This is a genomic window from Halopelagius inordinatus (genome assembly GCF_900113245.1).
Lineage (GTDB): Archaea > Halobacteriota > Halobacteria > Halobacteriales > Haloferacaceae > Halopelagius > Halopelagius inordinatus.
Window position 1 is genome coordinate 1 of record NZ_FOOQ01000011.1, and the last position, 26,131, is coordinate 26,131.

The window sequence follows — 26,131 nt, forward strand, 5'->3', positions numbered from 1 at the left end:
GTCGTGGTCATGCGGTCCATGCCGGGGAGCGCGCCGACGATGTTCGGGACGGGCATGTTCGGGTTTCCGACGGAACTGAGCTTGAGGTTCTTCGAACGCTCCTCGTGGAGGATGTCGAGTCCCCAGAACGTGTGGAAGACGGTCACCTCGTAGCCGAACGCGGCGGCGGTGCTGGCGAGGATGAGCGGCGGATACGCCATGTCGAGCGTCCCCTTCGTCGCGATGATGCTCATCTTCTTCGTCTCGTCCTCGGCCGTGGCCTCGGCGACCCGCTCTTCGAGTTCGGCGACACGTGCGGCCAACTCCGCGCGTGAAGGCGCGCCGTCGGACGACGCGTCAGATGTGTCCGCGCTCATCGTCACTCCGTCTTGCGGACGTAGTGTCTGTACACGCCGTCGCCCTCCTCCTGTTCGACGAGTTCGACGCCTTCAGTTCCGGCCGCCCACCCGTCGATGTCGCTCATGCTTCCCGAATCAGTCGCGAGCACTTCGAGAACGTCACCCTCGTCGAGAGCGTCGATGGCGGACTTCGTCTTTACCACTGGCATGGGACACGATGCACCTTTCACGTCGAGCGTCTCCGTGATGTCGAATTCAGCACTCATGGTTTGTTCGCTCCGTCTCTCTGTATTGGAGCTAACGCACAATACCCCCTGCCGAAGTAAAAGATTGTCGATTATTGTAACCGCCACCAACAACTGCACCTTGGGTTTCTGGAGTACGATGGATATGTCGGCTCATCTGGGGCGTGTGAAGGGATATCGGAGTCAGTAGGGGATTGCAGTATTGCTCGATGAGGGAACTACTATGCAAATGCTTTTATGCGCCCAACCGGTAGAGACGACTGCACAACATGAACGCCGACGACTTCCCAACTCCGGACATCGACGTGGAATCCGTCGAACCGGAATCGCTCAAAGACCGTATCGACGCCGGCGAGGACGTCACGCTCCTCGACGCGCGCATGCAGTCCGACTACGAGGAGTGGCGTATCGACGGTGAGAACGTGACGACGATCAACGTCCCGTACTTCGAGTTCCTCGAAGACGACATCGGAGACGACGTTCTCGACCAAATTCCGGACGACCGCGAGGTGACTGTCCTCTGTGCGAAAGGCGGCGCCAGCGAGTACGTCGCGGGCACGCTCGCAGAGCGCGGCTACGACGTCGACCACCTCGAAGACGGGATGAACGGCTGGGCGAGTATCTACGAGGCCGTCGAGGTCGAACGCTACGATGGCGCGGGCACCCTCCTCCAGTACCAGCGTCCCTCCTCGGGTTGCCTGGGCTATCTCCTCTACGACGACGGCGAAGCCGCTATCATCGACCCGCTGCGCGCGTTCACCGAGCGCTACTTGGACGACGCAGAGGACCTCGGCGTCGACCTGCAGTACGCGCTGGATACCCACGTCCACGCCGACCACATCTCGGGCGTGCGCGACCTCGACGCGGAAGGTGTCGAGGGCGTCGTCCCCGAGGCGGCCGTCGAGCGGGGTGTCACGTACGCCGACGACCTGACGACCGCGGAAGACGGCGACAGCTTCGACGTCGGCAACGCAACCATCGAGGCAGTCTACACGCCCGGTCACACGACCGGGATGACGTCCTACCTCGTCGACGACAGCCTGCTCGCGACCGGCGACGGGCTCTTCGTCGAGAGCGTCGCCCGTCCCGACCTCGAAGGAGGCGACGAGGGCGCTCCCGATGCCGCGCGCATGCTCTACGAGTCTCTGCAGGAACGCGTGCTGACGCTCCCCGACGACACGCTGATCGGGGGCGCGCACTTCAGCGACGCCGCCGAACCAGCCGACGACGGCACGTACACGGCGCCTATCGGCCAGCTCGTCGAAGAGATGGACGCACTCACCGTGGACGAAGACGAGTTCGTCGACCTCGTCCTCTCGGACATGCCGCCGCGGCCCGCCAACTACGAGGACATCATCGCGACGAACCTCGGTCAGAACGCCGTCGACGACGACGAGGCGTTCACGCTCGAACTCGGACCGAACAACTGCGCGGCCAGCCAAGACTCCCTCGCGGGTGACTAACGACGCCGATGATCACTGACCCCGTACTGCTCCAAGCGGCCGCCGATCTGTTCCCCAACGGGATCAGTCGCTACGCCGTCGGGGGGCTACTCGTCGGCCTCGGAACCGTCGTCATCTACGTCGGGACCGGCATCCCCGCCGGAGCGAGCACGTTCCTCGAATCGACGCTGTCGTACGTCTCCGACCAGTCGCGGTTCCAACGGTACGTCGCCTCCCGCGACTGGCGACTCGTGTTCACGGCCGGAATCGTCCTGGGCGGACTCGCGTTCGCTGCGACGTTCCAGTCCGGCCTGGTCACGAGTTCGCTGTACGAGCCCGGAACGACCGGACAACTCTACGAAGTCGCCGGTCTGACGCTCTGGACGACGGACGTCCAACCGTGGCGGTTGTTCCTGGGCGGCATCCTGGTCGGCATCGGGACCCGCATCGGGAAAGGCTGTACGTCCGGCCACGGCGTCTGCGGCGTCGGATCGGCGTCGAAGACGTCGCTCGTCGGCGTGCTGACGTTCCTGACCGTGGCGATCGGCACCGCGCAGGTCGTCGCCGCACTCGGGGTGAGCCCGTAATGGCGGACCGCCATCCGCTGTTCAAGCCGCTGATCTTCGTCGGCGGCTTGATCTTCGGATTCGGGCTCGGATTCAGTCACATGGCGCGGCCGGAGGTCGTGTTGAACTTCCTCACGTTCGACGACCTCGGACTCCCGTTCGTCATGTTCGGTGCCGCAATCGTCTCGGGCATCGCGTTCGCGCTGCTGCCCCGGATTCGAGACGCAGCACCCCTCACGGGCGACCGCTACGAGCGTCGTCTGAAGCCGTTCGACCGGAACGTCCTCGTCGGCGGCGCCATCTTCGGCGTCGGCTGGGGACTGTCCGGTATCTGCCCGGGCGCCGCGTACGCGAGCCTCGGCGTCGGCAACGTCACCATCCTCTGGGCGCTCGCCGGGATGTTCCTCGGCGCGTACCTCCAGGGTTACTGGCGGAGTCGGAGCCAGACACGTGAAACCGCTGCGACCGGCGCAGACTAACTCTCCGTTTTATGGACCCCGCTCTCATCGCCCTCTTCGTCGGTGCAGCACTCGCAAGCCTGTTCATGGCGTGGGTCATCGGCGCCGGGTCGAGCGGCGCAACCCCGTTTGCGCCGGCCGTCGGCGCGAACGCCATCGCGACGATGCGGGCCGCCCTCCTGGTCGGTGTCTTCGGCTTCGCCGGCGCAGTCACTCAAGGCGGCAACGTCTCGGAAGCCGTCGGAAGTGGCCTCGTCGGCGGCATCAGTCTGCCTGTCGCGGGCGTTATCCTCGTGCTCGTGTTGGGCGCGGGACTGATGGCGGTCGGCATCACGACCGGCTATCCGATAGCAACCGCGTTCACCGTGACGGGTGCGGTCATCGGCGTCGGAATCGCGCTCGGCGGGACGCCGGTCTGGTCGAAGTACCAGCAGATCGCCGCCGTCTGGATACTGACGCCGTTCGTCGGCGGCGGTATCGCGTTCGCCATCGCGAGCCTTCTCCCGCGTCCCGACGTTCCCGAACGGTACAGTATTCCCGCTTTGGCCGGTCTCGTGGGTGCCGTTCTCGCGAACGTACAGTTTAGCTTCCTCGGTGAAGGGAGCACATCGGGGACCGTCCGCGGTCTCGGACAGCGAGCGCTGGGAGTGGACGGGTTCGCGTCGGCGGTGGTTATTACCGGCCTCGCGGCGCTGGTCGTCGCGGTCGCCGTCTGGTGGGATGTCGGTCGCGACCGAAGCGGTGGCCTGCGGCGCGTGCTGCTCGCACTCGGGTCGCTGGTCGCGTTCTCCGCGGGCGGGAGTCAGGTCGGACTCGCCGTGGGGCCGTTGCTACCTTTGCTCGGCGAGGTGGGGACGGTCTCGACGTTCGCTGTGCTCGTCGGCGGCGGTCTGGGAATGCTCGTCGGTTCTTGGACAGGTGCGCCCCGGATGATCAAGTCGCTGGCGCAGGACTACTCGTCGCTGGGTCCGCGGCGCTCCATCTCCGCACTCGTGCCGTCGTTCCTGATCGCGCAGTTGGCGGTGTTGCTGGGCGTCCCGGTCTCGTTCAACGAAATCGTCGTCAGCGCCATCATCGGGAGCGGTGCCGCAGTCGGCGGCCGCGAGGCGGTGGACGCGCGAAAGATTCTCCTGACGGTGGGCGCGTGGGTGGGGTCGTTCGCTCTCTCGTTCGGACTCGCGTACGCCGCCGGGGCCGTCCTCCTGTAACCGATCGGAGGTCGACCCGATGGGATTCCCGCGAGCGAAGCGAGCGGGAAAACGTCAGTCGGGGACGAGTGTCGATACGACCGACTCAGAGAGTCAGCGTTCCTAGTCGTAACTTTCGTGCGAACGGTCCGAAAGCACCCGACGCGAACGACGTTCCGTATCCTTGGCGCGATGGGCGACGAATTCTATCGACGGGTCACCGCGCGTGCGGTAGACGGTCGGGACCTGCACCGACCGATTTCGGAAGCCGACGGAGCGCCATCAGTTCTCCATAAGTTACCAGTAGTTTAACGGAGGTTACTCGAATATAGTATTGTACAGTGATCCCAAAACTGTTAAACGCACGAGCCGGGTAGGGTATATTGAACAGAAATGTGGCAACAGCGAATTATCGATCGCGAACGTCGGAGGAAAAGTCGATGGCAGGACTAGAGATACCCGCGTGGGACCCTGAGACGGCCTTGCTCATCGGGACGATCCTACTGGAAGCGATCGTACTGTACGTGGGCTACGGCGGTCTCGAACGGCTCTTGGGACCCTATCTCATGAAGATCTTACTCGGAGGGGAAGAGCATGCTCGATAGCCTACTCGACGGGCTCGGAGTCTTGGGCACGACTCCCGAAATGCTGGCTCTGTTCGTCGGGTTCGGACTCGTCGTCGGGGTCCTGTTCGGGTTCTTCGGCATGGGTGGATCGTTCCTCGTCACCCCCGCTCTGTTGATGTTGGATTACCCGGCGCCCGTTGCGGTCGGTAGCGGGATGGCGTTCGTCTTCGGGACCGCTGTCATCGCGACGCTGAAACACCACGACCTCGGTCAAGTGGACTACAAACTCGGCGTGATCATGATCACCGGTACGACAATCGGTATCGAGGCCGGACGCGCCAGCGTCTACTATCTCGAGTCGCTGGGACTCGCTGGTGGCATCATCAGCGTCGCCTACGTCGTCTTGCTCGGCGGCGTCGGGGCGATGGTCACCCGCGACGCCTTGAAAGGCGGCGGTGGCGGCGGCATCGACCACGAGGCGGCAGACAAAGACCTCGGCGAGTACGATATCCCCGACATCGCGAAAACCATTCAACAGACGGTTCGGATTCCACCGATGGTGACGCTCCGTGGTGACGTCCGCGTCTCCGCGTGGGTCATCACGGCTGTTGCCTTCGCGACCGGCCTCCTATCGGGCTTTCTCGGTGTCGGTGGCGGTTTCATCCGAATGCCCGCGATGATCTACGCTATTGGGGTTCCGGTACCCGTCGCCGTCGGGACGGACCTCTTCGAGATCGTCTTCTCCGGGGGTCTCGGAAGCTACCTCTACGGACAGGGCGGTGGCGTCGACCTCGGCATCGTCGTCCCGTTACTGTTCGGGAGCGCACTCGGTGCTCGTATCGGATCTGCGGCGACTGCCGTCGTCGACGCCGACGGCATCAAGATATACTTCGGCGGGATGCTACTGGTCGGCGCTATCGCGGTCGGCGTCGGAGAGATCGGCTCTTACATCGGTAGTCCGATCCTCGAGATGACCGGACTGGTGCTCGTCGTCGGCGCGGCAGTCGTCGTCGCCCTGGCGATTCTCTACACGGCAATCTCCTCGCTCCGTGTGACTCAGCGCCAGCAGTCTTCCGCTGCGGACTGATCCGCGTCGTCCCAGATTTCGGCTCGACCGTGGTCGAAGGCGTCTCAGTCGATCGAAACTCAGAGTTAGGTGCACGCCGTTCGACCGTTTCCGTCACCCTGACTCGGTCCGGCCCCGCCGACAAAATTGTGGAGTCTGTGCAAAGCTCTTTTAACGGCTCGGTGCGTACGTAACGCCGATAACAATGCCGGATTCGATGTCCGAACAGCTCCGTCGAGACATGGAGTGCGAGGGACTACTGGAGTGTTTCCACGGGCTCAAAGAACTCGACAGAGACTGTTTCCAGACGCTCGTCAAGGCCGACGAATCGCTGACCGTCGACGAAATCGCCGACGCGGTCGATCGAGAGCGGTCGACCGCCTACCGCGCGGTCCAGCGGTTGCTCCAGACGGGCTTCATAGAGAAAGACCAGATCAACTACGAACAGGGCGGCTACTACCACGTCTACTCGCCGACCGACCCCGCGAATATCGCCGACGACATGCAACGGATGCTCAACGACTGGTACGCGAAGATGGGCCAACTCATCCACGAGTTCGAGGACAAGTACGACCGGTCCGAAACCGCGGCTTCGGCCGCCGAAAGCTAGCTCTGTCTCTGCACTCCGTGCGGGACTCCGAGTCTTCCCCGCGCGCTCTCGGAGAGGACAGCCTCGGCCGCTAGTTAGCCGCGCAGTTGTTCGGCCCGAGTTCGAGCGATTCCACGTCGCTTCCGGGCTGTTCTTTGCCCCAGTTTATCTGTTTGATCTCGTTGTAGTTTGCGGGTTCGTCTGCGAGACTTTCGACGATTGTCTCGACGAACGCCGCCTCGTCGCCGTCCTCGACGTAACTGAGGAGTTCGTTCGTCGCCTCCGAGCGGAGTTCACCGAGTTCCGTCGCGACCGGTCGGACCTCCTCGCCGTCGAAGTGCCCGGGCAGTACGACCGTCTCGTCGTCACGGCCGGTCAGAGCGTCGAGGCTCTCGAACAGTCGCTTCGCGGCCTCGCGGACCGCCTCCTCGGAACTGTCCTCTAAATCGGGGCGTCCGACACTCCGGAGGAAAAGCGTATCCCCCGAGAGGAGGGCGTCTCCGTACTCGAAGGAGACGCTGCCGGGCGTGTGGCCGGGCGTGTGGCGTACGCCCAGTTCGCGGTCGCCGACCTCAACGGCGTCGCCGTCGGCTATCTCGCTCACGCCGTCGAGTCCCCCCGTGTCCTCGCGGTGGAGGTAGTAGGGAACGTCGAGTTCGCCTGCAAGCCGGCGGGCGCCGGAGACGTGGTCCGCGTGAGCGTGGGTGTCCGCGACGCCGACGATGTCGAGATCGCGTTCGTCGGCCGCGTCCAGGTACTCCTCTATGTACTGGGAGGGATCGACGACGACGGCTTCACCGTCGTCGTAGACGAGATGGGAGACGCAACCCGTTCCGGGGCGAACGATCTGGACGACGCCGTCGGTCGCGCCGATATCGTATCGGCGATGGGCGCGTCCCCAACCGTTCATTCCGTCGTCGATGGATTCGGCGTCGTATCCGCGTTCACGGAGGAACTCGGCGGCGCGTGCGGACGTGATTCCGGCGGCGCAGACGACGGCGATTTCGCGGTCCTTCGGGAGGTTGTCGAGGTTGTCCTCGAGCGTGGAGAAGTCGTGTTCCAGCAGTTCGTCGTATATCGGGAGGTTGGTACTGCCGGGTATCTCCCACTTTTCGACGTCCTCTCTGTCCCGAACGTCGAGGATGAAGGGCGCTTCCTCGCCGTCCTGCACTCGCCGTGCGATTTCCGACGGCTCGTATCCAGTCTTGCTCATCGTATCCACAACCACGAACTCGCGAGACTTAATCTCGTTGGCCCCAAGCCCGGAGTTCTGGCGCGAAAGCTACTCGACCTCGGCTCATCCGCTCGAACGGGTCCGCTCTCGCTCGGAGGAACGACGACTAGAGGTTTCAATAGCGCGGCTGAACTGGGAATAGATACGAAAGACGATGACCGAGAACCGTTCGGCTACGGATATATTTCGCCTTCTGGCTGACGACACGCGGGTCGATGTTCTGCGTGCTGTTGCTGTCTCGCAGTACGAACTCGAACAGATCGGATCAGGGGCTGCTGAACTCGCGTTCTCGGAGATCTACGACTACGTCGACGTGGAGAACACGTCGAAGCTGTCATACCACCTCGGGGAACTCACGGGGACCTACCTCCGAAAAAGCGACGCTGGGTACTCGCTTTCGCACGCCGGCGAGCGCATCGTTCGGTTCATCTTGTCGGGAAACTACGAGCAACCGGAGTCGTTCGGGCCCGAACCGGTCGATGGAGTGTGCGTCTTCTGCGGCGAGGAAGCGCTGGAAGCGGCGCTCTCGCATCAGTTTCTCCGGATCGACTGTACGGCTTGTGAGAGACAGGTTACGGGACAGTCGGTCACACCCGCACAGATCAGGACGCGGGACGGCGAGTCACTCGTGCGGAGCGTCAAGTTACGCGGTGCGGAGGACGCCAGACAGATCCGGCGGGGGATGTGTCCGGAGTGCGGGGCGCGTCTGTCTGCCGACGTGGTTGCGCTACCCGGAAGCCCGTTGCCCGACGCTGATCCGTTCGTGGTGACGAGCTCCTGTGAGGAGTGTCTTCGGGAGTACAACAGTCCGTTGACCTACAGCGTCGTCTACCACCCGGCGTCGATCGCGTTCCATTGGGACCGTGGCGTCGACGTGACGGCGCGGGGCGTCTGGGAGTTCCACGAATGCCTCTACGAGGGCCGTTGGACGTCCGAACAGACGGCGTCCGACCCCGACGAATACGTGGTCGTGTTGCGTCACGGGGACGATGCAGTTCGACTCTATCTGGATTCGACTGCGACGGTGGCGGAGACGGAGCGCGTGCGAGGCGAGAGCGGCGAGTTCCGGCGTTCTTGACAGACTAGTTACTAAAACGGCGTTGAGCAGATAGTGGCGCTGGCCGAAGAGTTCTCCGTGTATCGGTGTCGGGAGGCGGATTACCGCTGTTTTCTACTCAACTCGGGTTTTGAAACAGATCCGATAAATTATCAAATATCCGATAAATTTATCGGTGCCGCTGGTCCGACCCACAATCGCGGTCAACGGAGGACAACCCGTGCAACCGAGCAAACCCCACGACCCGACAGACCAGCAGCATCGAACACAGAATGAGAACCCCAACCAACAGCAGTCAGCACGAAGGCGCTCGAAATCGACCGACGAGATCGCAGACGCGTACGCAGACGTCGCCGACGAACTCGCACGGTGGCGACAACTGGACCGGCTCTTCGCCGGTCGGTACCGTCGCCGCCAGTTCGGGTGCGCGAACGGACGAGTGCTCGACGTCGCCTGCGGCACCGGACGGAACTTCCGCTACCTCCCCCCGTCGAGCGAAGTCGTCGGCATCGACGTCAGCGACGAGATGCTCGCCCACGCCCGAAGTGAGCTGAACAGGCTCGAACTGGACGGGACCGTCCATCGGATGGACGCTCAAGCGCTGGACTTCCCCGACGACAGTTTCGACGCCGTCGTCTCGTCGTTCTCCACGTGCACGTTTCCCGACCCGACTGCCGCGCTCCACGAGATGGAGCGGGTCTGCACCCCCGACGGCGAGATCCTACTGCTCGAACACAGGCGCAGCGACGTCGCTCCACTCGCCTGGCTTCAGGACCGGCGCGCCGCGTCCCACTACGAGAGGAACGGCTGCCGGTTGAACCACGATCCGCTGACGACCGTCGAACGGGCCGGACTCGCGGTGGAGGACGCATCGACCGCGTTCTTCGGTCTCGTCACCACCATCGACGCCACCCCGAGGTGACCGTCCAATGGACGCGCACAGCAGCACCCAACTGATGACACGACCAGGACGCTCCACGAGAGACGAGAGCGCGGATCGAACCACGAGACGGTCGTTCCTCGCCTGTCTCGGTAGCCTCGGGCTCGGCACCGTCGGGACCGCAACCGGTCGAACGAGCACCGCGACAGGCTCTCAGGGCACGGACTCACCGCCAGTCGAACGCCCGTTCGCGGACCTGGACGAACTCGAAGCGTTCGTCGACGATGTGGTGGCCGAGCGGATCGAGACGACGACGCCCGGAGCCACCGTCGCCATCGTCTCGGGAGACGCACCCATCCTCACCAAAGGATACGGTACTGCTGACGTCGATGCCGACGTCCCAGTCCGAGCCGACGAGACCGTGTTCAGAGTCGGGTCAGTCGGCAAGCTGGTGACCTACACCGCAGTCATGCAGGGCGTCGCACGGGGCGTACTCGATCTCGACACCGACGTCAACTCGTATCTCGGCGACTCCGGTGTCACGATTCCGTCCGCGTACGACGCTCCCGTGACGCTTCGGCATCTCGGCACTCACACCGCCGGGTTCGAATCCAAGCTCGACCCCGATATCGTCGACGACCCTGCCGCTGTCGACTCGTTGGAGACGGTACTCATCGACCAGCAGCGCTCGCGCGTCCGTCAGCCCGGCGAACTCGTCGGGTACTCGAATTACGGCGCGGGACTCGCCGGTCACGTCGTCGCCGAGGCCCACGATACGACGTTCGAGGAGTACGTCCAATCGGAAATCTTCGATCCTCTCGGGATGACTCACGGCACGTTCGCTCAGCCCGTCCCGGCCGGCCATCCCGGCGGCCTCGCCGCGCCGCACGTCCGGGAGGGCGAGTCACTTCGGGTCGCTGATGACGTGTACATCAATATGCGTCCCGCGGGCTCGCTGAGCGCGACTGCGACGGACATGGCGGCGTTCATGAGCGCACATCTCGGCGACGGCGCGGTCGGCGACACGCGGATTCTCGACGCGGGGACGGCAAAGAAGATGCACAGCCGCCACCACGTCCGTCACCCGGCGGTCACGAATTGGCGGTACGGGTTCCACGAGTACGGGAATCCCGACGCCGACCTTATCGGCCACTCGGGCGCGACGGTCAACTTCAGAAGCTACCTGTTGCTCGCCCCGGACCACGATGTCGGGGTGTTCGTCGCCTACAATAGCAACCCGAGCGAAGGTCCGAAAGCGGTCGTCGATGAGATCGTCGCCGAGTACGGTCTCCAGCACGCACCGACCACGCCGACGCCGACTTCGAGACCGGGCGGTCGAGAGCGCGCTGAAACCGTTGCCGGTGAGTACAGCCTCTCGTATCTCCCGCAGAGCGGGCCGCTTCAGGTCGTCGATCTGATCGAACGCTTGACCGTCGAGCCCGCAGCCAACGGCGGCCTGCGCACGACGACCCTCGACGGAGACGCCCGACGGTGGGTCGAGACCGAACCGTACGTGTTCGAGGCGGTCGGCGGTCACGACGTCCTCGCCTTCGAGGTCACAGACGGTGAAGTGAACGTGCTGAACGTGAACAGCGAACCCACCGGCGTCTACCAGCCGGTTCCGTTCCACGAACGCCAACTCGTCGCCGGGGGTGTTCTCGGGACTGCAGTATCCGGATTCGGCCTCTCGCTCGCGGGATGGGGCGGATACAGCGCTTGGCAGCAGTGGAAACAGTGTCGCACCGAGGATAACTCAGAGACGGAGAACACCGAATGACAGACCGACACCCCTCTCAGCAACGAACCGAAGAGGAGCACGCACGCCGGAACGGGTACAGTCACGGCATCGAACGCCGATCGACCAGTCCTTCCTGGCTCGCTCGCGCGGCAGGCGTCGTCCTGAGCGGTCTCTCGGTCGGGTTCGTCGGGCTCTTTATCTTCGTCTTGGAGACCGGTGGCGATCTCACGCTCGTCACGCGACCGCTTCCGATGCAGGTCGCACTCGCACTGCCGACCGTCATCGCGGTTCTCACTGCTGCAACGACGTGCGGGACAGCACTCGCGTGGTGGCACAGTTACTGGTCACTGCGAGTCCGACTCCACCAAACCGTGCTATCGGTTCTCGGACTCGGGTTTAGTTGGCAACTCGCCACAGTCGGATTCCTCTCGCTGTAGGTCGAACCGACGAACAACAAATCTACCAATTGTGACAAAGACACACATCACATGAACGCCCTTCGGAACAACGACGTTCAGACGATGCTGTCGGGACGCGCCGACTGGATAGACTCCGAACTGCTCGTCGCCCTGTCCGAGTACCCACTCGACTCAGTCGGCACGGAGTATCCTCACTTCGCCCGGTCGGTCGAAGGCCCAGACGACGTGATTCGACCGAGCGAAGAACACCCCGTATTCTACGGGAGTTTCGACTGGCACTCTGCTGTACACAACCACTGGTGTCTCGTACGGCAACTCCGTCTCTTCGACGACCACCCCGCAGAGTCGGACATCGTCTCGACTCTCGAAGAGCGGTTTGCGCGCGAGAGGATCGAACAGGAATCGTCGTATCTCGCCGAGAACGAGTCCTTCGAGAAACCGTACGGCTGGGGGTGGTTCTTGCGCTTCGCTTCCGAGTTACATCTCTGGGACGCGGACCGTGCAGCGACGTGGCGAGAGATGTTCGAACCCCTCGAACGACAGATCGTCGAGCTCTTCGAACGTGAGTTTCTCACGCAGGATCGTCCGTTTCGGGTCGGGACACACACCAATTCTGCGTTCGCGCTCTCGTCTGGCCTCGATTATGCTCGAGTCGTTGCAGACGGCTCACTCGAGACGGCCATCGTCGAGACTTCCCGCCGGTTTTTTCTGGACGACGAGGAGTATCCCGTCGAGTACGAACCGCTCGGGTGGGATTTCCTCTCGCCGGCACTCGCCGAGGCAGATTTGATGCGGCGCGTACTCGAACGAGACGAGTTCAAGCAGTGGTTCGAAGCGTTCGTTCCCGAGATCGCCAATCCACCCCACAACTCCGTCCTGCAACCCGTGGAGGTCGAAACGGACGGTGACGAGGGCCTCGAACTGCATCTCGTCGGACTGAACCTCTCGAAGGCGTGGTCGATGGCCGGTATCGCCGGCGCACTCGACGAACGTACTTTCGCCGAGCCACTCAGGCAAAGTGCACAGCGACACGTCGACCACAGTATAGAGTTGGCATTTACCGACGACTACGCGGGCGCCCACTGGCTCTCTTCGTTCGTACTGTATCTGCTGACGAGAAACGCTGGCGGAATAGCGCCCGAAAAATAACGTCTGAGACGGCGAATCGCTGTCGCTGGCCGGTACTGACTATTCGCGAAGGAACGCCTCGACTTCGGCTGCGATTCGCTCCGGGGCTTCGCCCGGCCCGCTGTGACCGACGCCGTCGAATTCGACGAGTCGGCTGTGAGGGAGCGCTTGGTGAACGCCGCGAGCGCTCTCGCGGAGGAATGTCGGCCCATCGGTTCCGGTCATCACGAGTACGGGCGCCGCGACGTCCAGCGCGTCCGGGAGCCGGTACTGTTCGACAGCGCGATTCATCCGAACGACTTCTTCGGCGAGTTCCACGCAGTCGGGCCAGACCGGCCACTCCGCCAGCCACGAATCGAGATCATCGATTCCGTCGGGGTGGAGGACCTGCTCGATGTAGCGTTTCACCGCTTCCTGCCGTTCGCCGTCCTCGATGAGCGTCGCCATTCGGTCGGCGAGATCGGCCTCTACGCGGAACTCGTCGGGGAGCACCGCCGGTTCGTAGGCCAGGACCGCTTCGACCGCCGCGTCCGTTGCGGACTCGACCGCCGTCAGCGCACCGTAGGAGTGACCGAAGAGGATCGGCTCGCCGTCCACGGCGTCCACGAGCGTGCGAACGTACCGAGTCTCGCGGTTCAGTACTTCATCGGGGCTCGTCTCCTCTGGGTCGTCGAGACACGTACCGAACCCAGGTCGCTGCGGGAGTACGGCGGCGTACTGTTCGAAATGCGGCAAGACTGGATTCCAGTACTGACGGGGGGCCATCCCCCCGTGGAGAAAGATCAGCGGCTGGCCGTCGCCGCGTCGTTCGTAGGCTATCTCATCGCCAGTTGCGGACTGTGTCGTCCTCATGCGACTCGACGTTCGAGGGAGACGGGGCTAAGCCGTTCTCTCAGTCGTTAGGCCGTTTATACGTGCCGGGAGGAGGACCCGAACCTCACCCGCTCCGGGCAGGCCGAACGAAGTCGGCGGCGACGAGTCGGGAGCGACAGCGCAGACCAGTTCTCGACGAGTCGTTTCGGATAGACAGACCGCTTCGACACCACCAATACGATGGGTAGAAACAACGACATATGGGACTCGTCGCCGAATTCGATATCGGCTGTGCGGCGTTACCGCTCGCCGGCGTGGCGGCAGACGTCCGCGAAGCGACGCTGACGCTCGACATGCAGTTCAATCACGGGAAGCGTCCCCTGTTTCTCGTCACCGTACAAGACGGCACTCGGTCGGCAATTGAGGACGCTCTCACCGATGCGTACGACGTCGGGGAGTGGACGCTCGTCGGGGTCGCCGGAGAGACGCGTCGATATCAGGTAGTTCCGGCACTCAGTCTGGAGGAACAACTCGGTCATCATCTCGACGATCTCGAGGGTCTCGAAGCCCTCGCCACTGCCGACGCCATCATCGAACGGATCACCGTGGTGTCCGACGGGTGGCGACAGACGGGTTGGTTCGCTGACCGGGACGTGTTCCGCGAGTTCTCCTCGTTCTGGCAGCGGAACGCAGACTTCCGGTTACACCGCCTCACCCGAGACGGAGAATCTGAACCGCCGGGCGACGGCCTCACCGACCGTCAACACGAGGCGCTCCGAATCGCTTACGAACTGGGCCACTTCGACATCCCGCGGCAGGCGTCCTTGGAAGATGTCGCCGCAGAGTTAGACATCTCTCCGTCGGCAGTCTCCGAACGACTGCGCCGGGCCCAAACTGGGCTCATCGAGGAGACGGTCGCTACGACGTGGCCGCCACTGCCGCACTGACGCAGTATCCGCGTTCCCGTGCGACGGCGAGCACCCTGCTCGACGAGGAACCGGTGCATCGGGTGTGATGCCTCCGCGGAGCGGCGGAGACAGTGACCCGGGCACGGTAAAAATGGGCGGACATGTCCGACAGAACACCGGAGTCCCAGCATCCGAAACCATCGTGTATGAGTTCAGAAGTGAGCTACCCGCCAGGTCCGCGCGGACTGCCGGTCGTCGGCAACACCGTCGATTTGAGCCGCGACATCTTCGCATTTTTCGAAGAACTGCGCGACGACTACGGTCGCGTCGCTAGCTACGACGTGTTCGGGACGGATGCGTGTATGGTCGCCCACCCAGACGCGATCCAGCGGGTGCTTCTCGACGATCACGAGGCCTTCGAGAAGGGCGAGGTGTTGACGCGGAACCTCGCTGACGCGATGGGTGAGGGGCTGTTCGTCACCGGCGGTACTCAGTGGCAGAACCAACGAACGCAGGTCCAACCGGCGTTCTACCGGAACCGGTTGAACGCGTACGTCCCCGAGATGCGTGCTACTGCGGAAGAGACGGTCGAAGAGTGGCGCGACGGGATGGTCGTCGACGTCAACGACAGGATGACCGAGACGACGATGGACGCACTCGGGCGGACGCTGTTCGGTGTCGACGTGGCCGAGAACCCGGTCGTCTCGGAGGCGTCGGACGCGATCCTCGCCCGGTTCGATACGAGTCGGTTCTGGTCTTTCCTTCCGGACCGCCTCCCGACGCCGACGAATCGGCGGTACAGACGAAAACTCGACGAACTCCAGGCATTCGTCGACGAACTGGCTCGACAGCGTCGTCAGCAATCGCCCGAGAACCGCGGCGACGACCTGCTATCGATTCTCGTGGGGTTCGTCGAAGCGGGCGACTTGACTCGGCGAGAGTTCCGTGACAACATGGTCACGTTCCTCTTCGCCGGGCACGAGACGACGGCTCTCGGGCTTACGTATACGATACACTGCCTCGCTCGGCATCCCGACGAGCAGGCTGCGCTTCGGGCGGAAGTCGAGGCCGTCTGTGACGGAGCGGTGACTGCCGAGGATCTTCCTAAGCTCGAACGATTAGAACGAGCGATCGACGAGGCGTTGCGGCTCTACCCGCCGGTATACATGTTTTTTCGGGAAGCGACGCGGAACGTGGAGTTGCGGGGATATACCGTCCCTGAGGGGACCACTCTGGTCGTACCGCAGTGGGTCGTTCACCGGGACCCGGCGTGGTGGGACGACCCGGAAGCGTTTCGTCCCGAGCGATTTTCCGACAGCGACCACCCGGAGTACGCCTACTTCCCGTTCGGCGGCGGACCCCGTCACTGCATCGGGATGCGATTCGCGCGAATGGAGATGAAGACTGTCCTCGCGACGATTCTCGACAACTACGCGTTTCGACTCGTCTCCGACCCGAACCCAGATTTGATCGCCAGCACGAACCTCAAACCCGGCGAACCGATCGAGATCAAACTCGACGAATAGCGCAGGTGCGTTTCGTATGCCACAAGACATCCTGATTCACGACGCGACGGTGTTGACCGTCGACGAGAAAAACCGCCTGTATCGAAACGGAACTGTCGTCGTCGACGAGGGGACGATTCGGGAGGTTCGACCATCCGAACCGGGCGACGCCGACGCAGTCGCCGAGACTGTCATCGACGGAAGCGGTCGGCTCGTCATGCCGGGGTTGGTCAACGCTCACGCCCACCTCGAACTTACGGCACTCACGGGCGCGTTCAGCGAGATGAGCGCCGGCGAACTGTTCGCCGAGATGACCGCCGTCTGTGAACGGCTTGGTCGTGGCGAGTACGAGTATCTCGTCGAGGCAGGCTGTGACCTCGCGGCGTTGAACTTCATCCGGGGCGGTATCACGACGACCAACGCGATGGAGGCTCTCCCGAGTCGCGGAGCCAGCGCTTTCGGGGAAGCCGGGTTGAGAGGCTTTTTCGGCCCCTGGATCAGCGACCTGTTTTGGGACATCCCCGAAGACGAACAGTTCGAGCGCGCCCGTTCGTTTATCGAGGAATATCACGGCGCCTACGACGGACGAATTCGGGCGACGGTTTGTCCCCACGACGACTGGTCGTGTTCTCGGGACGTCTGGGAGCGCACGGCCAGTCTCGCGACCGAGTATCCCGACCTTCCGGTCCACACGCATCTACTGGAGCTAGACGCCAGCAATACGATGGCCCGCGCGAACGACGCTGACGATTCGCTCGCGCTACTGGATGAGGTCGGACTACTGAACGAACGGCTCGTAGCCGCACACGTTCGCGTCGCCGACGAGGACGACGTAGAACGGATGGCAGCGAACGACGCGTCCGTCGTCCACTGCCCGTCTATCTTCTGCTACTGGGAGCCGGACGGAGAGACCGACTGGACACCAGTGCCGTCGTTGCGAGAGGCGGGTACGACCGTGGGGCTCGGCCTCGACGACCACTACTGGCACGACTCCAGCGACTTGCTAGGCGAGGCCAGACAGACCCGATTGGCGGCCAACCTCTCTTTTGGGACGAACCAGTTCGAGTCGATGGAACTGGTTCGGATGCTCACAATCGAGGGGGCGAGGGCGCTCGGCGTTGAAGACGAACTCGGCAGTATCGAACCCGGCAAGCGCGCTGACCTCGTTGTCCTGGATCTGTCGGATCCCAAGTTCGCCCCGAAGACGAACGTCCCCGCGTTAGTCGCGAACACCGCGACAGCCGGAGACGTCGAGTCCACGATCGTCGACGGTGAGCTACTTATGCACGACCACGAGGTTCGGTCGATGGATACCCGGACAGTATGCGAGGGCGCGGAAAGCGCCGTCGAACGCTTCATGGAGGATAGCGACTGGGAGATGGATGTCGGAGGAGCTAATCCACCAAACCACCTCCGCACTGTCCTCGACCTTCCGAAACGGGGACCAGCACATCTCGTGGCCCGTCTCGGTTTACAACGTATCAAAGATAGATTGTGAGTTCACGCTTCGGAGAGAACTGTTAGTACGGGCGACGTCCTTGCCACGGGTGACGGAATTGCGGAATCTAAGTCACGGATTACGGACCCGAAGTCACGTACGATAGCGTCCAAGCCATACGCGTCGAGACGGTCAGTTCCAACCGCCGAGACGCTCTCGGGAGGTGAGACTGGCGCTCTCGATGCACGCGGCTCTCGAGTCGCTTCGTGGCGAATTCTCACCTCCGGTTGACGTCGGTTGAATCGCGCTCGTCGATTACGAGAGGTGACGACGTAGCGCTTCAGTGACTTCGTCACGCTCGTGATGTACCCAGTGCGACGCGTCCGGAAATATCCGTAACTGACCGTCTTCACAGTAGTCGGCGCTTTTTCCGGCCGTGGAGGGGAGCAGTGCTACGTCGTCTTCTCCCCAACAGATCAGCGTCGGTTGGGTAACCGTGTCCCGCGGTGGATTCTCCGAACGACGGAACCCACGATACCAGTCGATTCTCGGCGCGATTCCGGTGTGGCGCCAAGCCGCCTTGTATTTGGTAATCGTCTCTTCGGTGAACGTTCCGGGGTTCGACGTTATTTCGAGAGAATCCACCATGTTGGCCATATCGTTCCGAGCCAACATCCATTCGGGGAGCCTCGGTACCTGATAGAACCAGACGTACCAGCTTCGTGCGATCTGTCGGGGACTGGATCGCAACGTATCTCGGTACACTGTCGGATGTGGAACGTTGAGTACCCCGAGTCGATCGACCAGAGAGGGGTGACGGAGTGCGACTTTCCAAGCGACGAACCCACCGAAATCGTGTCCGACGACGTGAGCCGATTCCCGTCCCTCACTGTGGATCAGATCGCGCACGTCGGCTACGAGTTCCGACTGTCGATAGGCATCGATCCCGTCGGGCGCTTCGCTCAGATTACAGCCCCGTTGGTCGGGGACGACCACACGGAGTCCGGCATCGACGAGCGAACGGATCTGCTCGCGCCAGCCGTACCAAAAGTCAGGATGCCCGTGCAGGAGAACGACCAGTGGGGCGTCGGGGTCACCGGCGGCGACGACGTGTAACTGTACGCCGTTGACGTCGCGATAGGTGGATTCGACATCGCGATCGGTGAGCAACGATGCATCAGTAGTTATCGCAGTATCTCCAGCCGAGGGTGATTTCGTGACAGACATCCGTGTACGGAAAGAGGAGACTGAGACGAATACGCGAACTGCCGCACCCGTGTGGCCCTTTTTAACCTACGAGACCCGGACGCGGTGTGTAGGGAATCTGCACGTCCGTCGGCAGAGCCAGCGACCCTACGCGAGAGTCAATGCACGAGTTCGGTGAACACACGTTCTTCGGCTTTCCGAAGGTGCTCACCGACCGTTCCGGGAGAGATACCGATGACCTCGCCGATGTCTTCGAGGGACGCTTGGCGAGGTTCGCTGTAGTACCCCAGATCGACTGCTGCTTCGAGTACTTCCTCTTGCCTCGACGTGATCATCCGGTCGAACGAGGATTCGTCGGCTTCGTAATCACCCATCTTGAGGATATCGAACGTGAGATGCTCCACGTCCTCGGCGTATTCGTACAGTTTTCTGAACGTATCCTCGGTCCCCAGGTACGTGACTTTGAGGTTATCGTCGGACGTGAAGTGAATGGGAGTCTCGATCACCAGAAGCGATTCTCGTTGTAGTTCGAGGGACCGGCGAACCGCCTCTGTCGGGTCGAATTGACTCACAGCCATCCACCGGTCATCTCCGGCGGTGAGATAACTGACGACGTGCGGGGATTCCTCCATGATCTGTTTGTAGCGTTCCTTACTGCCGCTTGCCTCGGCAAATAGGAGTACAGTATCGTCGTCGAGCAGTTCGATGTGATGGATCGCTCTCCGTTCGATAGCCGGGTCGTCCGTCAGTTCCTTCCCGAGGGGATGGAACGCCCTCCCATCGTCTGGTTTGACTACCACCGTGAGATATCGCATACGAGAACCAGAGCGCGCGGAGTTAAACAACCACGGCTCGTGTCACTTAAATTCCATCACGGGTGAGGCAGCGTGCCTACTGAGCTACACCGAAAACTGATACTCCGTGGACGATGCAACGGCAAAATCGCTCGACCGCCAACCGGTTCGTGAACGGGGTGGTCACGGCCCTCCCCGACGACGCCATCGTCGGCCGTACGTCACACAGAAACGCTCCCGCAGTCGTGGTCCGGGCCGACCGAGTCCGGACGGTCCTTTCGACACTTCGCTCCGAGGCGGGGCTCGACCACTGCTCGTGTGTGACCGCCCAAGAGTACGACACCCACTTCGAGACGGTGTATCACCTCACCAGCTACGACGACCGGACGCGCGAGTTGTCCGTCGTCGTCCCGACGACCAAGGACGATCCGGTCAGCGAGTCGGCTGCCCCCGTCTACCGGACAGCCGAGTGGCACGAACGGGAGGCCTACGACCTCGTGGGTATCGAATACGAGGGACATCCGGACCTCCGGCGCATTCTGCTTCCGGAGACGTGGCAGGGCCACCCGCTCCGGGCAGACTACGACCAGAACCAGCCTCAAGTCGCAACGCTGCGCGAGCACGCCAACCCTATCAGGGACGACAGTCGGCAGGGGGACACGATGTTTCTCAACATCGGACCCCACCACCCGTCGACCCACGGTGTACTCCACGTGGAGGCGGTCCTCGACGGCGAGCAGGTGGCGGACGTCGAACCGGACCTCGGCTACATCCACCGGTGTGAAGAGCAGATGTGCCAGCGGGGAACCTACCGCCACCAGATCATGCCCTATCCCGACCGCTGGGATTGGGGTGGAGCGGGCCTGCTCAACGAGTGGGCCTACGCTCGCGTCATCGAGGACCTGGCCGATATCGACGTCCCCGAGTACGCCCAAGTCATCCGGACGATGAGCGCCGAACTGTCGCGTATTCTCTCGCACCTGCTAGCTACTGCGATGTACGCTTTGGACGTCAGTGGCGAGTTCACCGCGACTTTTATGTACGGTTTCCGCGACCGAGAGATCGTCCAAGAGCTCCTGGAGAGCCTAACCGGCCAGCGGATGATGTTCAACTACTTCCGTGTCGGCGGGGTCGTCTGGGACATCCCCGAACCGCGACAGGAGTTCTTCGAGGACGTGCGTGCGTTCACAAACGCCCTCCCACGGAAGTTAGAAGAGTATCACAACCTGCTCACCGGCAACGAGATCTTCCAAGCTCGCTGCGTTGACACCGGTGAACTGCCCCCGGAAGTCGCAAAGCAGTACGGGGCCACTGGCCCGGTCGCTCGCGGCTCCGGCATCGACTACGACCTCCGGCGCGATGACCCGTACGGCTACTACGACCGTTTGGACTGGGACGTCGTCACAGAAGGTGGGTGCGACAACTTCGCCCGCGTACTCGTTCGCCTGCGGGAAATCGAGGAGTCGGCAGCCATCGTCGAACAGTGCGTCGATCTGCTCGAAGACTGGCCGACCGAGAGGCGCGTCTGCCGGGCCGACGTTCCGCGGACGCTGAAACCCTCTGGCGAGTGCTACAGAGCAGTCGAGGGTGCCAAGGGCGAACTCGGGATCTACATCCGTGCCGACGGTACCGAGACACCCGCCCGGTTCAAGATCCGCGGGCCGTCGTTCTCGAATCTGTCGGCGTTGCCGGCGATGGCGAGGGGTGAGTACATCCCCGACCTCGTCGCGACCCTCGGGAGCCTCGATACCATCATGGGGGAGGTGGACCGGTGACGACCACCTCGACGCTGTGGGGCGGCGACTCCGGCCGACAGGTAACGTGTATCGCCTGCGGCGAGACGCTCGACCGCGAAGACGCACGCGAGTACGACAAACACGGTGACCGCTGGGACCGCGAGGGAAAGCGGTTCGAGTACCTCTGTAAATCCTGCCATCGCGAGTGCTGCCAGCAGAGTCGCGACGGACTCGAAGAGATGCTCGTGGCGGCCGACGCCGGCCGAACCGACCGCGGGACGTTCCTCAGACGGTTCTGCGAGTCGACGACCGACAACGAGAGCCTCGACTGAGTAATCGAAACAGATGAGCCCCCACCAAAACCACGACCGAAACGATATCGATCCGGCGCCGAATCGACCGATGTCGGTGTCGGAGATCAAAGACTCGTACGCCGAGTACGCTGACCGGATGCACCGGTTCGAATGGATCGACCGTGTCATCTTAGGTCGCTATCGCCGCGACCGATTCGGAGACGTCGAAGGGAGAGTGTTGGACGTCGCCTGTGGGACTGGAACGAACTTCAGGTATCTCCCCGACGCGGTCGACCTCGTCGGTATCGACGTCAGTCCGGAGATGCTGGCGAACGCCGAGGAACGACTCACCGAGTTAGATATCGACGGGTCGCTCCGGGAGATGGACGCACAGGAACTCGAATTCCCCGACGACAGCTTCGATGCGGTGATCTCGGCGCTATCGACCTGTACGTTTCCCGATCCCATCGCAGCACTCCGCGAGATGGACCGCGTCTGCAAGCCCGAGGGTACGATTCGGTTGGTCGAACACGGGCGGAGTGACGTGAGACCGATCGCGAAGTACCAAGAGTGGCGTGCCGACGCTCACTACGCCCAGACCGGCTGTCGCTGGACCCAAAACCCGCGCGAAATCGCCTCGAAAGCGGGTCTCAGGGTGCGGGACACCGACACCGGGCTCTTCGGCACGATCACCACCTTCGAGATAACCCCGAACCGGAGGGAGGAACGATGATGGAACTGCCGTCCGAAGCGCTGGAGTGGCTTGCCGTCGGGTGCCTCCTGACGGTCGCGGGGGCGCTAATCAAGTTCCGTGGGTGGACGTTTCTCCTCGCGGGTTACGACGAGACCGCGCCCGTTCCGGAGAGCGTAGTGCGGAACGTAACGGGAAACACCCTTCTCCGCGTCGGCATCGCAGTCTTCGTGGTCGGCATCGTCGAGTCCGTGACGAACCCGCCGTCGTATCTCGGCGTCGTGGTCGGAGTCGCGATTGCCCTAGAGGTGGCGCGACTGCTCTATCGACTGAACGCGCGGTCGCCACAGGCAACCTGAAGCGATGTTCACGTCCGCACCGACGACCGGGAGTCTCTGTTGGTCGTCCGCCGGGACTCTCTCCCGAACTGTTTTCACAGTCCGACTGATGCACGTCGAACAATGACTGATCTCCTGATTCACGACGCAATCGTCGTTACGATGAATCAAGAGAATCAGATCCTGAAAAACGGCTCCGTTCGAGTCACGGATGGAGTCATCTCGTCGGTCCGAGCAACTGAGCCCGGTGATCGAGACTCGGCCGCAGGACGCGTGATCGATGCCAGCGAAAAGGTCGTGATGCCCGGCCTCATCGACGCCCACCGTCACACCGATTTCGCGCTCGTCCAAGGCCTCTTCAGTGAACTCGGCGGTGGCGAGTTGCTCAAAGAAGCCTTCGCGTTGTACCACACCGCCGAACCGACTCTGGGTGACTCGTTCTTCGAGGCCGCGTGGCGACTCGCGTGCCTGCGTCAACTCACACACGGCGTTACGACCGTCAACGCGATGGACTTCACGCCAGGGCTCGGGGCAGAAGCGATCGGGGAGTCCGGGTTGCGCGCCGTGATCGGGTCGGAACTCGCAGACGTTCTCGACCCAGCGTCCGCAGACGACCAGCTCGCGACCGCTCGTCGATTCATCGAAACCTATCACGATACCTACGAGGGGCGAGTCACTGCGAGTATCGCGCCCGGCGGTGAAGCCGGCTGCTCGCGGAGACTCTGGGAGGGTGTCGCTGAGCTTCGGGCGGACTATCCCGACTTGCGGCTTCATACGCATCTGTACGACTCTGCTGAAGCCGATACGATGGCAGCGGGGAGCGGTGCTGACGATCCACTCGACTTACTCGACCGATACGGCCTCCTCGACGAGCGAACGCTGCTCACCCATCTGCTGCACGCAGACCGGAGCGACGCGCGGCGAATCGCTGACGCCGGTGCGCACGTGCTTCACTGCCCGACGGTGTACAGTTACTTCCGGGCCGGAGAGCGAACCTGGTTCCCGCTTCCGGCACTCCAAGAGTTCGGTGCGAACGTCGCTATCGGCCTCGACGATCCGTTCTGGTTCGACTCCTGGGACCTCGTTCGAGAAGCCAAACACGCCCGACTGCTGTCGAATTTCGAGTACGGAGCTCAGCAGTGGTCCTCGTACGATCTGCTCAGGATGCTCACCATCGATGCCGCACGCGCACTCGGACTCAACGACCGGGTCGGGAGCCTCGAACCCGGAAAACGCGCCGACGTCGTCGTTGTCGATATCGACACCCCACGCCACCGGCCGTACAGTAACCTTCCATCAGTACTTACGAACACGGTAACGGCGGGAGATATCGAGACGGTCATCGTCGACGGTGAGGTTCTCATGGAGGAACGAACGGTCGAATCGATGGACGTCGAGAGCGTTCGCACGGCCGCGGCGCGAGAGCGAGAACGTCTCCAGGCGCGTACCGGTTGGGAAACGTCACTCGCAGGTAGTACACCGCCAGACGAATCGATACTCCGGCGTGTCTCCGCACGACCCCTGCTGAGAGCACTGAGGCAGTACGGTCGCGGAATCGTTCACCAACACGGGTGGTGATCAGAGCCGCGTACCGTCGGCGGGGCCGTACGAGACGCTCTTTCTGCACGGGGCAGTCGAGTTCACATGCCGAGTCGACCCAACAGACGGTCTGCTGCGAGTACGGCACCGCCGATGAACAGCCACAGCGCCGGAACGGCAACGAGCAGAACGACCCAGTGCGGGACCGGTCCAGGCGCCGCAGTCCCGTGTAACGGTCTGAGTAGCGACACGGTTCCGATCAGCAGGTCGGTGTGTGGGTGGGCCATAGAGTTCGAGGAGTGACGCCGTTTTTTGCTCACCTACGCTCCGTCGCGTCGTGCTTTCGGTTCCGCGTCCCCGTTCTGTAGACGTAGTATCCGGCGAGCACGAACAGGAGGCTGACCGCGAGCCAATGAACGTTGTATCGACCGCCGAGCGACAGGGGCTGGCCACCCGGGCCGAGAGGTTGGTGGAGGCCCAAGATGGCGTGGTCGACGACGGCGTCGTAGACGTCGAACACCCCGAGACCGATTATCGCGGTTCCGGCCAGAGGTCGCACAGCCAACGGTTCGTCTGCCCGCCGTTCGGACTGCCAGAGGAGGCCCGCTCCGACGCCCATGATGGTCACCATCCCTATCGAGAACAGCCCGTCTGCGAACACGTTCACTCGGAGGCCACTCAGCGTGTTCATCGGATAGAGTCCGGAGACGAGGTGGTGCCACTGGAGAACGTGATGCAGGACGAGCACGTCGATCAGTCCGCTGAATCCGAATCCGAACACGCCCGCCGCGAGGAGTCCTCGTCGCCTCACCGCTCCGGGTGGTCGCTCTTCTCTCGTGGTCGATCGGTCGCTCATCGCCGCCGAAGTTCGCGGGCCGCACGGAAAGGTCGAACGGCACCGCCCGGCGTGCTCTCGCGTCGGTCTACGACGCCACGAACCGGCACCAACCCCGGCCGACCCCCGTCCGACGCCGCCTATTCGCTCTTTCGGCGTCTCGGGTGGCCGATTCGGCCGCTTCGTCTGTATCGAAGTGGTCCCTCTCGGCTGTCGCCAGTTTCAGCTATCGAATGAGGACCACATAGTAGTTCCCCACCACTACAAGATAGGGAGTCAAAAACCAGACCAAACCGGTCGAAAAGCCGATAATCGACTTATTCGGGATAGTGGTTGTGCGCTGTCGGAGAAATACTACCGACACGCTTTTCATAGCCAGACGAGTATTGGGTGATGAAGACAATACAATGACCGACTACGAAATCACCGAGACGCTCGACGTGAAAGGACAAAACTGCCCGATGCCGGTCGTCAAGACGAAACAGAACATCGACCGACTCTCCGAGGGGGACGTTCTCGAAGTGTTGGCGACCGATTCGGGGAGCACGAGTGACCTCGGCGGTTGGGCCGACAGCACCGACGGCGTCGAACTTCTCGATCAAACGGAGGACGGCGACGTCTACAAACACTACGTCCGCAAGACGGGGGCATAATGAGTACCGACAGTACGCAGTCGTCGACGGGTGGTGAAAAAGCTCCTTCACGCGCGGAGTTGGCCGCACGTGTCGCCGAACTCGAAGATCGGGTCGCCGAGGTCACGGCCGAGGACGAGACGAAGAAGATGAGCATCATCGCGACGAAGGGGACGCTCGACATGGCGTATCCGCCGCTCATCCTCGCCAGCACCGCCGCCGCGTTCGGCTACGAGGTGACCGTCTTCCACACGTTCTGGGGACTCGACATCCTCCACGAGGAACGTTCGAAGAACCTCAAGCTCAGTTCCGTCGGAAACCCGAACATGCCCGTCCCGAACATCGTCGGCGCGCTCCCCGGCATGGACCGCATGACCACGACGATGATGGCGAAGCGAATCGAGGACAACGATACCGCGACCATCGAGGAACTCATCGAAACCAGCCTGGATATGGGCGTGGAGTTTCAGGCGTGCCAGATGACCATCGA

29 protein-coding genes are annotated in these 26,131 nt (G+C 62.6%); 22 read left to right on the plus strand and 7 right to left on the minus strand.

Translation table 11 applies throughout. The annotated features are described in order from the left end of the window. Together BM167_RS17635 and BM167_RS17640 are read right to left on the minus strand one after the other, a co-directional pair. Positions 1 to 356, minus strand: a 356-nt coding sequence (locus BM167_RS17635; protein ID WP_177213413.1) for a DsrE/DsrF/DrsH-like family protein, incomplete at its 3' end; no start/stop codon positions are given. A 2-nt stretch (positions 357 to 358) separates the two neighbouring features. After that, the gene (locus BM167_RS17640; protein ID WP_092894051.1) at positions 359 to 604 is read right to left on the minus strand and encodes a sulfurtransferase TusA family protein; all 246 of its coding nucleotides are present in this window, start codon (positions 602 to 604) and stop codon (positions 359 to 361) included. Positions 605 to 852: 248 nt separating this feature from the next. Between BM167_RS17640 and BM167_RS17645 the strand changes: the two genes are divergently transcribed. The 7 genes from BM167_RS17645 (at position 853) to BM167_RS17670 (ending at position 6,478) form a co-directional block, all read left to right on the plus strand. Continuing rightward, positions 853 to 2,046, plus strand: a complete 1,194-nt coding sequence (locus tag BM167_RS17645) for an MBL fold metallo-hydrolase (protein ID WP_092894052.1) — start codon at positions 853 to 855, stop codon at positions 2,044 to 2,046. Between the two features lie 8 nt (positions 2,047 to 2,054). Further along, positions 2,055 to 2,612, plus strand: a complete 558-nt coding sequence (locus BM167_RS17650; RefSeq protein WP_092894053.1) for a YeeE/YedE family protein — start codon at positions 2,055 to 2,057, stop codon at positions 2,610 to 2,612. Continuing rightward, positions 2,612 to 3,070, plus strand: coding sequence for a YeeE/YedE family protein (locus BM167_RS17655; RefSeq protein WP_092894054.1), 459 nt, complete (start codon positions 2,612 to 2,614; stop codon positions 3,068 to 3,070). The genes BM167_RS17650 and BM167_RS17655 overlap by 1 nt, the downstream gene beginning before the upstream one ends. 11 nt (positions 3,071 to 3,081) lie before the next feature. After that, positions 3,082 to 4,257 (plus strand): inorganic phosphate transporter, encoded by a 1,176-nt coding sequence (locus tag BM167_RS17660; protein WP_092894055.1) that lies wholly within the window; start codon positions 3,082 to 3,084, stop codon positions 4,255 to 4,257. 419 nt (positions 4,258 to 4,676) lie between these two features. After that, the gene (locus BM167_RS18670; protein ID WP_177213414.1) at positions 4,677 to 4,841 is read left to right on the plus strand and encodes a DUF7512 family protein; all 165 of its coding nucleotides are present in this window, start codon (positions 4,677 to 4,679) and stop codon (positions 4,839 to 4,841) included. Next, complete coding sequence (locus BM167_RS17665; RefSeq protein ID WP_092894056.1) at positions 4,831 to 5,889, plus strand: sulfite exporter TauE/SafE family protein; 1,059 nt, start codon at positions 4,831 to 4,833, stop codon at positions 5,887 to 5,889. Before BM167_RS18670 ends, BM167_RS17665 begins: the two co-directional genes overlap by 11 nt. 184 nt (positions 5,890 to 6,073) lie before the next feature. Next, positions 6,074 to 6,478, plus strand: coding sequence for a helix-turn-helix domain-containing protein (locus BM167_RS17670; RefSeq protein WP_092894057.1), 405 nt, complete (start codon positions 6,074 to 6,076; stop codon positions 6,476 to 6,478). Positions 6,479 to 6,548: 70 nt separating this feature from the next. Here BM167_RS17670 and BM167_RS17675 read toward each other — a convergent pair whose 3' ends face one another. Continuing rightward, positions 6,549 to 7,670, minus strand: a complete 1,122-nt coding sequence (locus BM167_RS17675; RefSeq protein ID WP_092894058.1) for an MBL fold metallo-hydrolase — start codon at positions 7,668 to 7,670, stop codon at positions 6,549 to 6,551. Between the two features lie 175 nt (positions 7,671 to 7,845). On the opposite strand from BM167_RS17675, the gene BM167_RS17680 reads away from it, so the two are divergent. The 5 genes from BM167_RS17680 (at position 7,846) to BM167_RS17700 (ending at position 12,934) form a co-directional block, all read left to right on the plus strand. After that, complete coding sequence (locus tag BM167_RS17680) at positions 7,846 to 8,769, plus strand: DUF7351 domain-containing protein (RefSeq protein ID WP_092894059.1); 924 nt, start codon at positions 7,846 to 7,848, stop codon at positions 8,767 to 8,769. Between the two features lie 199 nt (positions 8,770 to 8,968). Then, the gene (locus BM167_RS17685; protein WP_092894076.1) at positions 8,969 to 9,670 is read left to right on the plus strand and encodes a class I SAM-dependent methyltransferase; all 702 of its coding nucleotides are present in this window, start codon (positions 8,969 to 8,971) and stop codon (positions 9,668 to 9,670) included. Between the two features lie 34 nt (positions 9,671 to 9,704). After that, positions 9,705 to 11,405 (plus strand): serine hydrolase domain-containing protein, encoded by a 1,701-nt coding sequence (locus tag BM167_RS17690; protein WP_092894077.1) that lies wholly within the window; start codon positions 9,705 to 9,707, stop codon positions 11,403 to 11,405. Further along, positions 11,402 to 11,803: a hypothetical protein gene (locus BM167_RS17695; protein ID WP_092894060.1), complete on the plus strand. Its 402-nt coding sequence runs from the start codon at positions 11,402 to 11,404 to the stop codon at positions 11,801 to 11,803. The genes BM167_RS17690 and BM167_RS17695 overlap by 4 nt, the downstream gene beginning before the upstream one ends. A gap of 51 nt (positions 11,804 to 11,854) precedes the next feature. Beyond that, entirely contained in the window at positions 11,855 to 12,934 is a 1,080-nt protein-coding gene (locus BM167_RS17700; RefSeq protein WP_092894061.1) for a DUF2891 domain-containing protein, read from the plus strand. Positions 12,935 to 12,973: 39 nt separating this feature from the next. On the opposite strand, the gene BM167_RS17705 is transcribed toward BM167_RS17700, so the two are convergent. Further along, complete coding sequence (locus tag BM167_RS17705; protein WP_092894062.1) at positions 12,974 to 13,765, minus strand: alpha/beta fold hydrolase; 792 nt, start codon at positions 13,763 to 13,765, stop codon at positions 12,974 to 12,976. 221 nt (positions 13,766 to 13,986) lie between these two features. On the opposite strand from BM167_RS17705, the gene BM167_RS17710 reads away from it, so the two are divergent. The 3 genes from BM167_RS17710 to BM167_RS17720 all read left to right on the plus strand — a co-directional run bounded on the left by BM167_RS17710 (position 13,987) and on the right by BM167_RS17720 (position 17,637). Further along, a complete protein-coding gene (locus tag BM167_RS17710; protein ID WP_092894063.1) occupies positions 13,987 to 14,673 on the plus strand; it encodes a helix-turn-helix domain-containing protein in 687 nt (228 codons plus the stop codon). A 167-nt stretch (positions 14,674 to 14,840) separates the two neighbouring features. Continuing rightward, positions 14,841 to 16,160 carry a cytochrome P450 gene (locus BM167_RS17715; RefSeq protein WP_092894064.1) on the plus strand — a complete coding sequence of 440 codons (1,320 nt, stop codon included), beginning with the start codon at positions 14,841 to 14,843 and terminating at the stop codon, positions 16,158 to 16,160. A gap of 16 nt (positions 16,161 to 16,176) precedes the next feature. Then, positions 16,177 to 17,637: an amidohydrolase family protein gene (locus BM167_RS17720; protein ID WP_092894065.1), complete on the plus strand. Its 1,461-nt coding sequence runs from the start codon at positions 16,177 to 16,179 to the stop codon at positions 17,635 to 17,637. A gap of 255 nt (positions 17,638 to 17,892) precedes the next feature. Here BM167_RS17720 and BM167_RS17725 read toward each other — a convergent pair whose 3' ends face one another. Together BM167_RS17725 and BM167_RS17730 are read right to left on the minus strand one after the other, a co-directional pair. After that, entirely contained in the window at positions 17,893 to 18,804 is a 912-nt protein-coding gene (locus BM167_RS17725; RefSeq protein WP_092894066.1) for an alpha/beta fold hydrolase, read from the minus strand. Positions 18,805 to 18,941: 137 nt separating this feature from the next. Beyond that, on the minus strand, positions 18,942 to 19,598 hold the full coding sequence (locus BM167_RS17730; protein WP_092894067.1) for a helix-turn-helix domain-containing protein: 657 nt from the start codon (positions 19,596 to 19,598) through the stop codon (positions 18,942 to 18,944). A gap of 113 nt (positions 19,599 to 19,711) precedes the next feature. Between BM167_RS17730 and BM167_RS17735 the strand changes: the two genes are divergently transcribed. The 5 genes from BM167_RS17735 (at position 19,712) to BM167_RS17755 (ending at position 24,213) form a co-directional block, all read left to right on the plus strand. After that, positions 19,712 to 21,352, plus strand: a complete 1,641-nt coding sequence (locus BM167_RS17735; RefSeq protein ID WP_092894068.1) for an NADH-quinone oxidoreductase subunit D — start codon at positions 19,712 to 19,714, stop codon at positions 21,350 to 21,352. A gap of 14 nt (positions 21,353 to 21,366) precedes the next feature. Further along, positions 21,367 to 21,645, plus strand: a complete 279-nt coding sequence (locus BM167_RS17740; RefSeq protein WP_092894078.1) for a DUF7562 family protein — start codon at positions 21,367 to 21,369, stop codon at positions 21,643 to 21,645. Positions 21,646 to 21,715: 70 nt separating this feature from the next. Continuing rightward, complete coding sequence (locus BM167_RS17745) at positions 21,716 to 22,339, plus strand: class I SAM-dependent methyltransferase (protein ID WP_092894069.1); 624 nt, start codon at positions 21,716 to 21,718, stop codon at positions 22,337 to 22,339. After that, a complete protein-coding gene (locus tag BM167_RS17750) occupies positions 22,336 to 22,656 on the plus strand; it encodes a hypothetical protein (RefSeq protein ID WP_092894070.1) in 321 nt (106 codons plus the stop codon). Before BM167_RS17745 ends, BM167_RS17750 begins: the two co-directional genes overlap by 4 nt. 102 nt (positions 22,657 to 22,758) lie before the next feature. Further along, positions 22,759 to 24,213, plus strand: a complete 1,455-nt coding sequence (locus tag BM167_RS17755) for an amidohydrolase family protein (RefSeq protein ID WP_092894071.1) — start codon at positions 22,759 to 22,761, stop codon at positions 24,211 to 24,213. A 277-nt stretch (positions 24,214 to 24,490) separates the two neighbouring features. On the opposite strand, the gene BM167_RS17765 is transcribed toward BM167_RS17755, so the two are convergent. Continuing rightward, positions 24,491 to 25,030, minus strand: a complete 540-nt coding sequence (locus BM167_RS17765; RefSeq protein ID WP_092894073.1) for a DUF2243 domain-containing protein — start codon at positions 25,028 to 25,030, stop codon at positions 24,491 to 24,493. A 386-nt stretch (positions 25,031 to 25,416) separates the two neighbouring features. Between BM167_RS17765 and BM167_RS17770 the strand changes: the two genes are divergently transcribed. Further along, positions 25,417 to 25,662 (plus strand): sulfurtransferase TusA family protein, encoded by a 246-nt coding sequence (locus BM167_RS17770; RefSeq protein ID WP_092894074.1) that lies wholly within the window; start codon positions 25,417 to 25,419, stop codon positions 25,660 to 25,662. Then, on the plus strand, positions 25,662 to 26,131 hold a 470-nt coding region (locus BM167_RS17775), incomplete at its 3' end, for a DsrE/DsrF/DrsH-like family protein (RefSeq protein WP_092894075.1). The genes BM167_RS17770 and BM167_RS17775, both read left to right, overlap by 1 nt.

Bases quoted from the DNA above. Each gene is read 5' to 3' on its own strand.
- BM167_RS17640 (WP_092894051.1), bottom strand. From the start codon at position 604: ATGAGTGCTGAATTCGACATCACGGAGACGCTCGACGTGAAAGGTGCA.
- BM167_RS17645 (WP_092894052.1), top strand. From the start codon at position 853: ATGAACGCCGACGACTTCCCAACTCCGGACATCGACGTGGAATCCGTC.
- BM167_RS17650 (WP_092894053.1), top strand. From the start codon at position 2,055: ATGATCACTGACCCCGTACTGCTCCAAGCGGCCGCCGATCTGTTCCCC.
- BM167_RS17655 (WP_092894054.1), top strand. From the start codon at position 2,612: ATGGCGGACCGCCATCCGCTGTTCAAGCCGCTGATCTTCGTCGGCGGC.
- BM167_RS17660 (WP_092894055.1), top strand. From the start codon at position 3,082: ATGGACCCCGCTCTCATCGCCCTCTTCGTCGGTGCAGCACTCGCAAGC.
- BM167_RS18670 (WP_177213414.1), top strand. From the start codon at position 4,677: ATGGCAGGACTAGAGATACCCGCGTGGGACCCTGAGACGGCCTTGCTC.
- BM167_RS17665 (WP_092894056.1), top strand. From the start codon at position 4,831: ATGCTCGATAGCCTACTCGACGGGCTCGGAGTCTTGGGCACGACTCCC.
- BM167_RS17670 (WP_092894057.1), top strand. From the start codon at position 6,074: ATGCCGGATTCGATGTCCGAACAGCTCCGTCGAGACATGGAGTGCGAG.
- BM167_RS17675 (WP_092894058.1), bottom strand. From the start codon at position 7,670: ATGAGCAAGACTGGATACGAGCCGTCGGAAATCGCACGGCGAGTGCAG.
- BM167_RS17680 (WP_092894059.1), top strand. From the start codon at position 7,846: ATGACCGAGAACCGTTCGGCTACGGATATATTTCGCCTTCTGGCTGAC.
- BM167_RS17690 (WP_092894077.1), top strand. From the start codon at position 9,705: ATGACACGACCAGGACGCTCCACGAGAGACGAGAGCGCGGATCGAACC.
- BM167_RS17695 (WP_092894060.1), top strand. From the start codon at position 11,402: ATGACAGACCGACACCCCTCTCAGCAACGAACCGAAGAGGAGCACGCA.
- BM167_RS17700 (WP_092894061.1), top strand. From the start codon at position 11,855: ATGAACGCCCTTCGGAACAACGACGTTCAGACGATGCTGTCGGGACGC.
- BM167_RS17705 (WP_092894062.1), bottom strand. From the start codon at position 13,765: ATGAGGACGACACAGTCCGCAACTGGCGATGAGATAGCCTACGAACGA.
- BM167_RS17710 (WP_092894063.1), top strand. From the start codon at position 13,987: ATGGGACTCGTCGCCGAATTCGATATCGGCTGTGCGGCGTTACCGCTC.
- BM167_RS17715 (WP_092894064.1), top strand. From the start codon at position 14,841: ATGAGTTCAGAAGTGAGCTACCCGCCAGGTCCGCGCGGACTGCCGGTC.
- BM167_RS17720 (WP_092894065.1), top strand. From the start codon at position 16,177: ATGCCACAAGACATCCTGATTCACGACGCGACGGTGTTGACCGTCGAC.
- BM167_RS17725 (WP_092894066.1), bottom strand. From the start codon at position 18,804: ATGTCTGTCACGAAATCACCCTCGGCTGGAGATACTGCGATAACTACT.
- BM167_RS17730 (WP_092894067.1), bottom strand. From the start codon at position 19,598: ATGCGATATCTCACGGTGGTAGTCAAACCAGACGATGGGAGGGCGTTC.
- BM167_RS17735 (WP_092894068.1), top strand. From the start codon at position 19,712: ATGCAACGGCAAAATCGCTCGACCGCCAACCGGTTCGTGAACGGGGTG.
- BM167_RS17745 (WP_092894069.1), top strand. From the start codon at position 21,716: ATGTCGGTGTCGGAGATCAAAGACTCGTACGCCGAGTACGCTGACCGG.
- BM167_RS17750 (WP_092894070.1), top strand. From the start codon at position 22,336: ATGATGGAACTGCCGTCCGAAGCGCTGGAGTGGCTTGCCGTCGGGTGC.
- BM167_RS17755 (WP_092894071.1), top strand. From the start codon at position 22,759: ATGACTGATCTCCTGATTCACGACGCAATCGTCGTTACGATGAATCAA.
- BM167_RS17765 (WP_092894073.1), bottom strand. From the start codon at position 25,030: ATGAGCGACCGATCGACCACGAGAGAAGAGCGACCACCCGGAGCGGTG.
- BM167_RS17770 (WP_092894074.1), top strand. From the start codon at position 25,417: ATGACCGACTACGAAATCACCGAGACGCTCGACGTGAAAGGACAAAAC.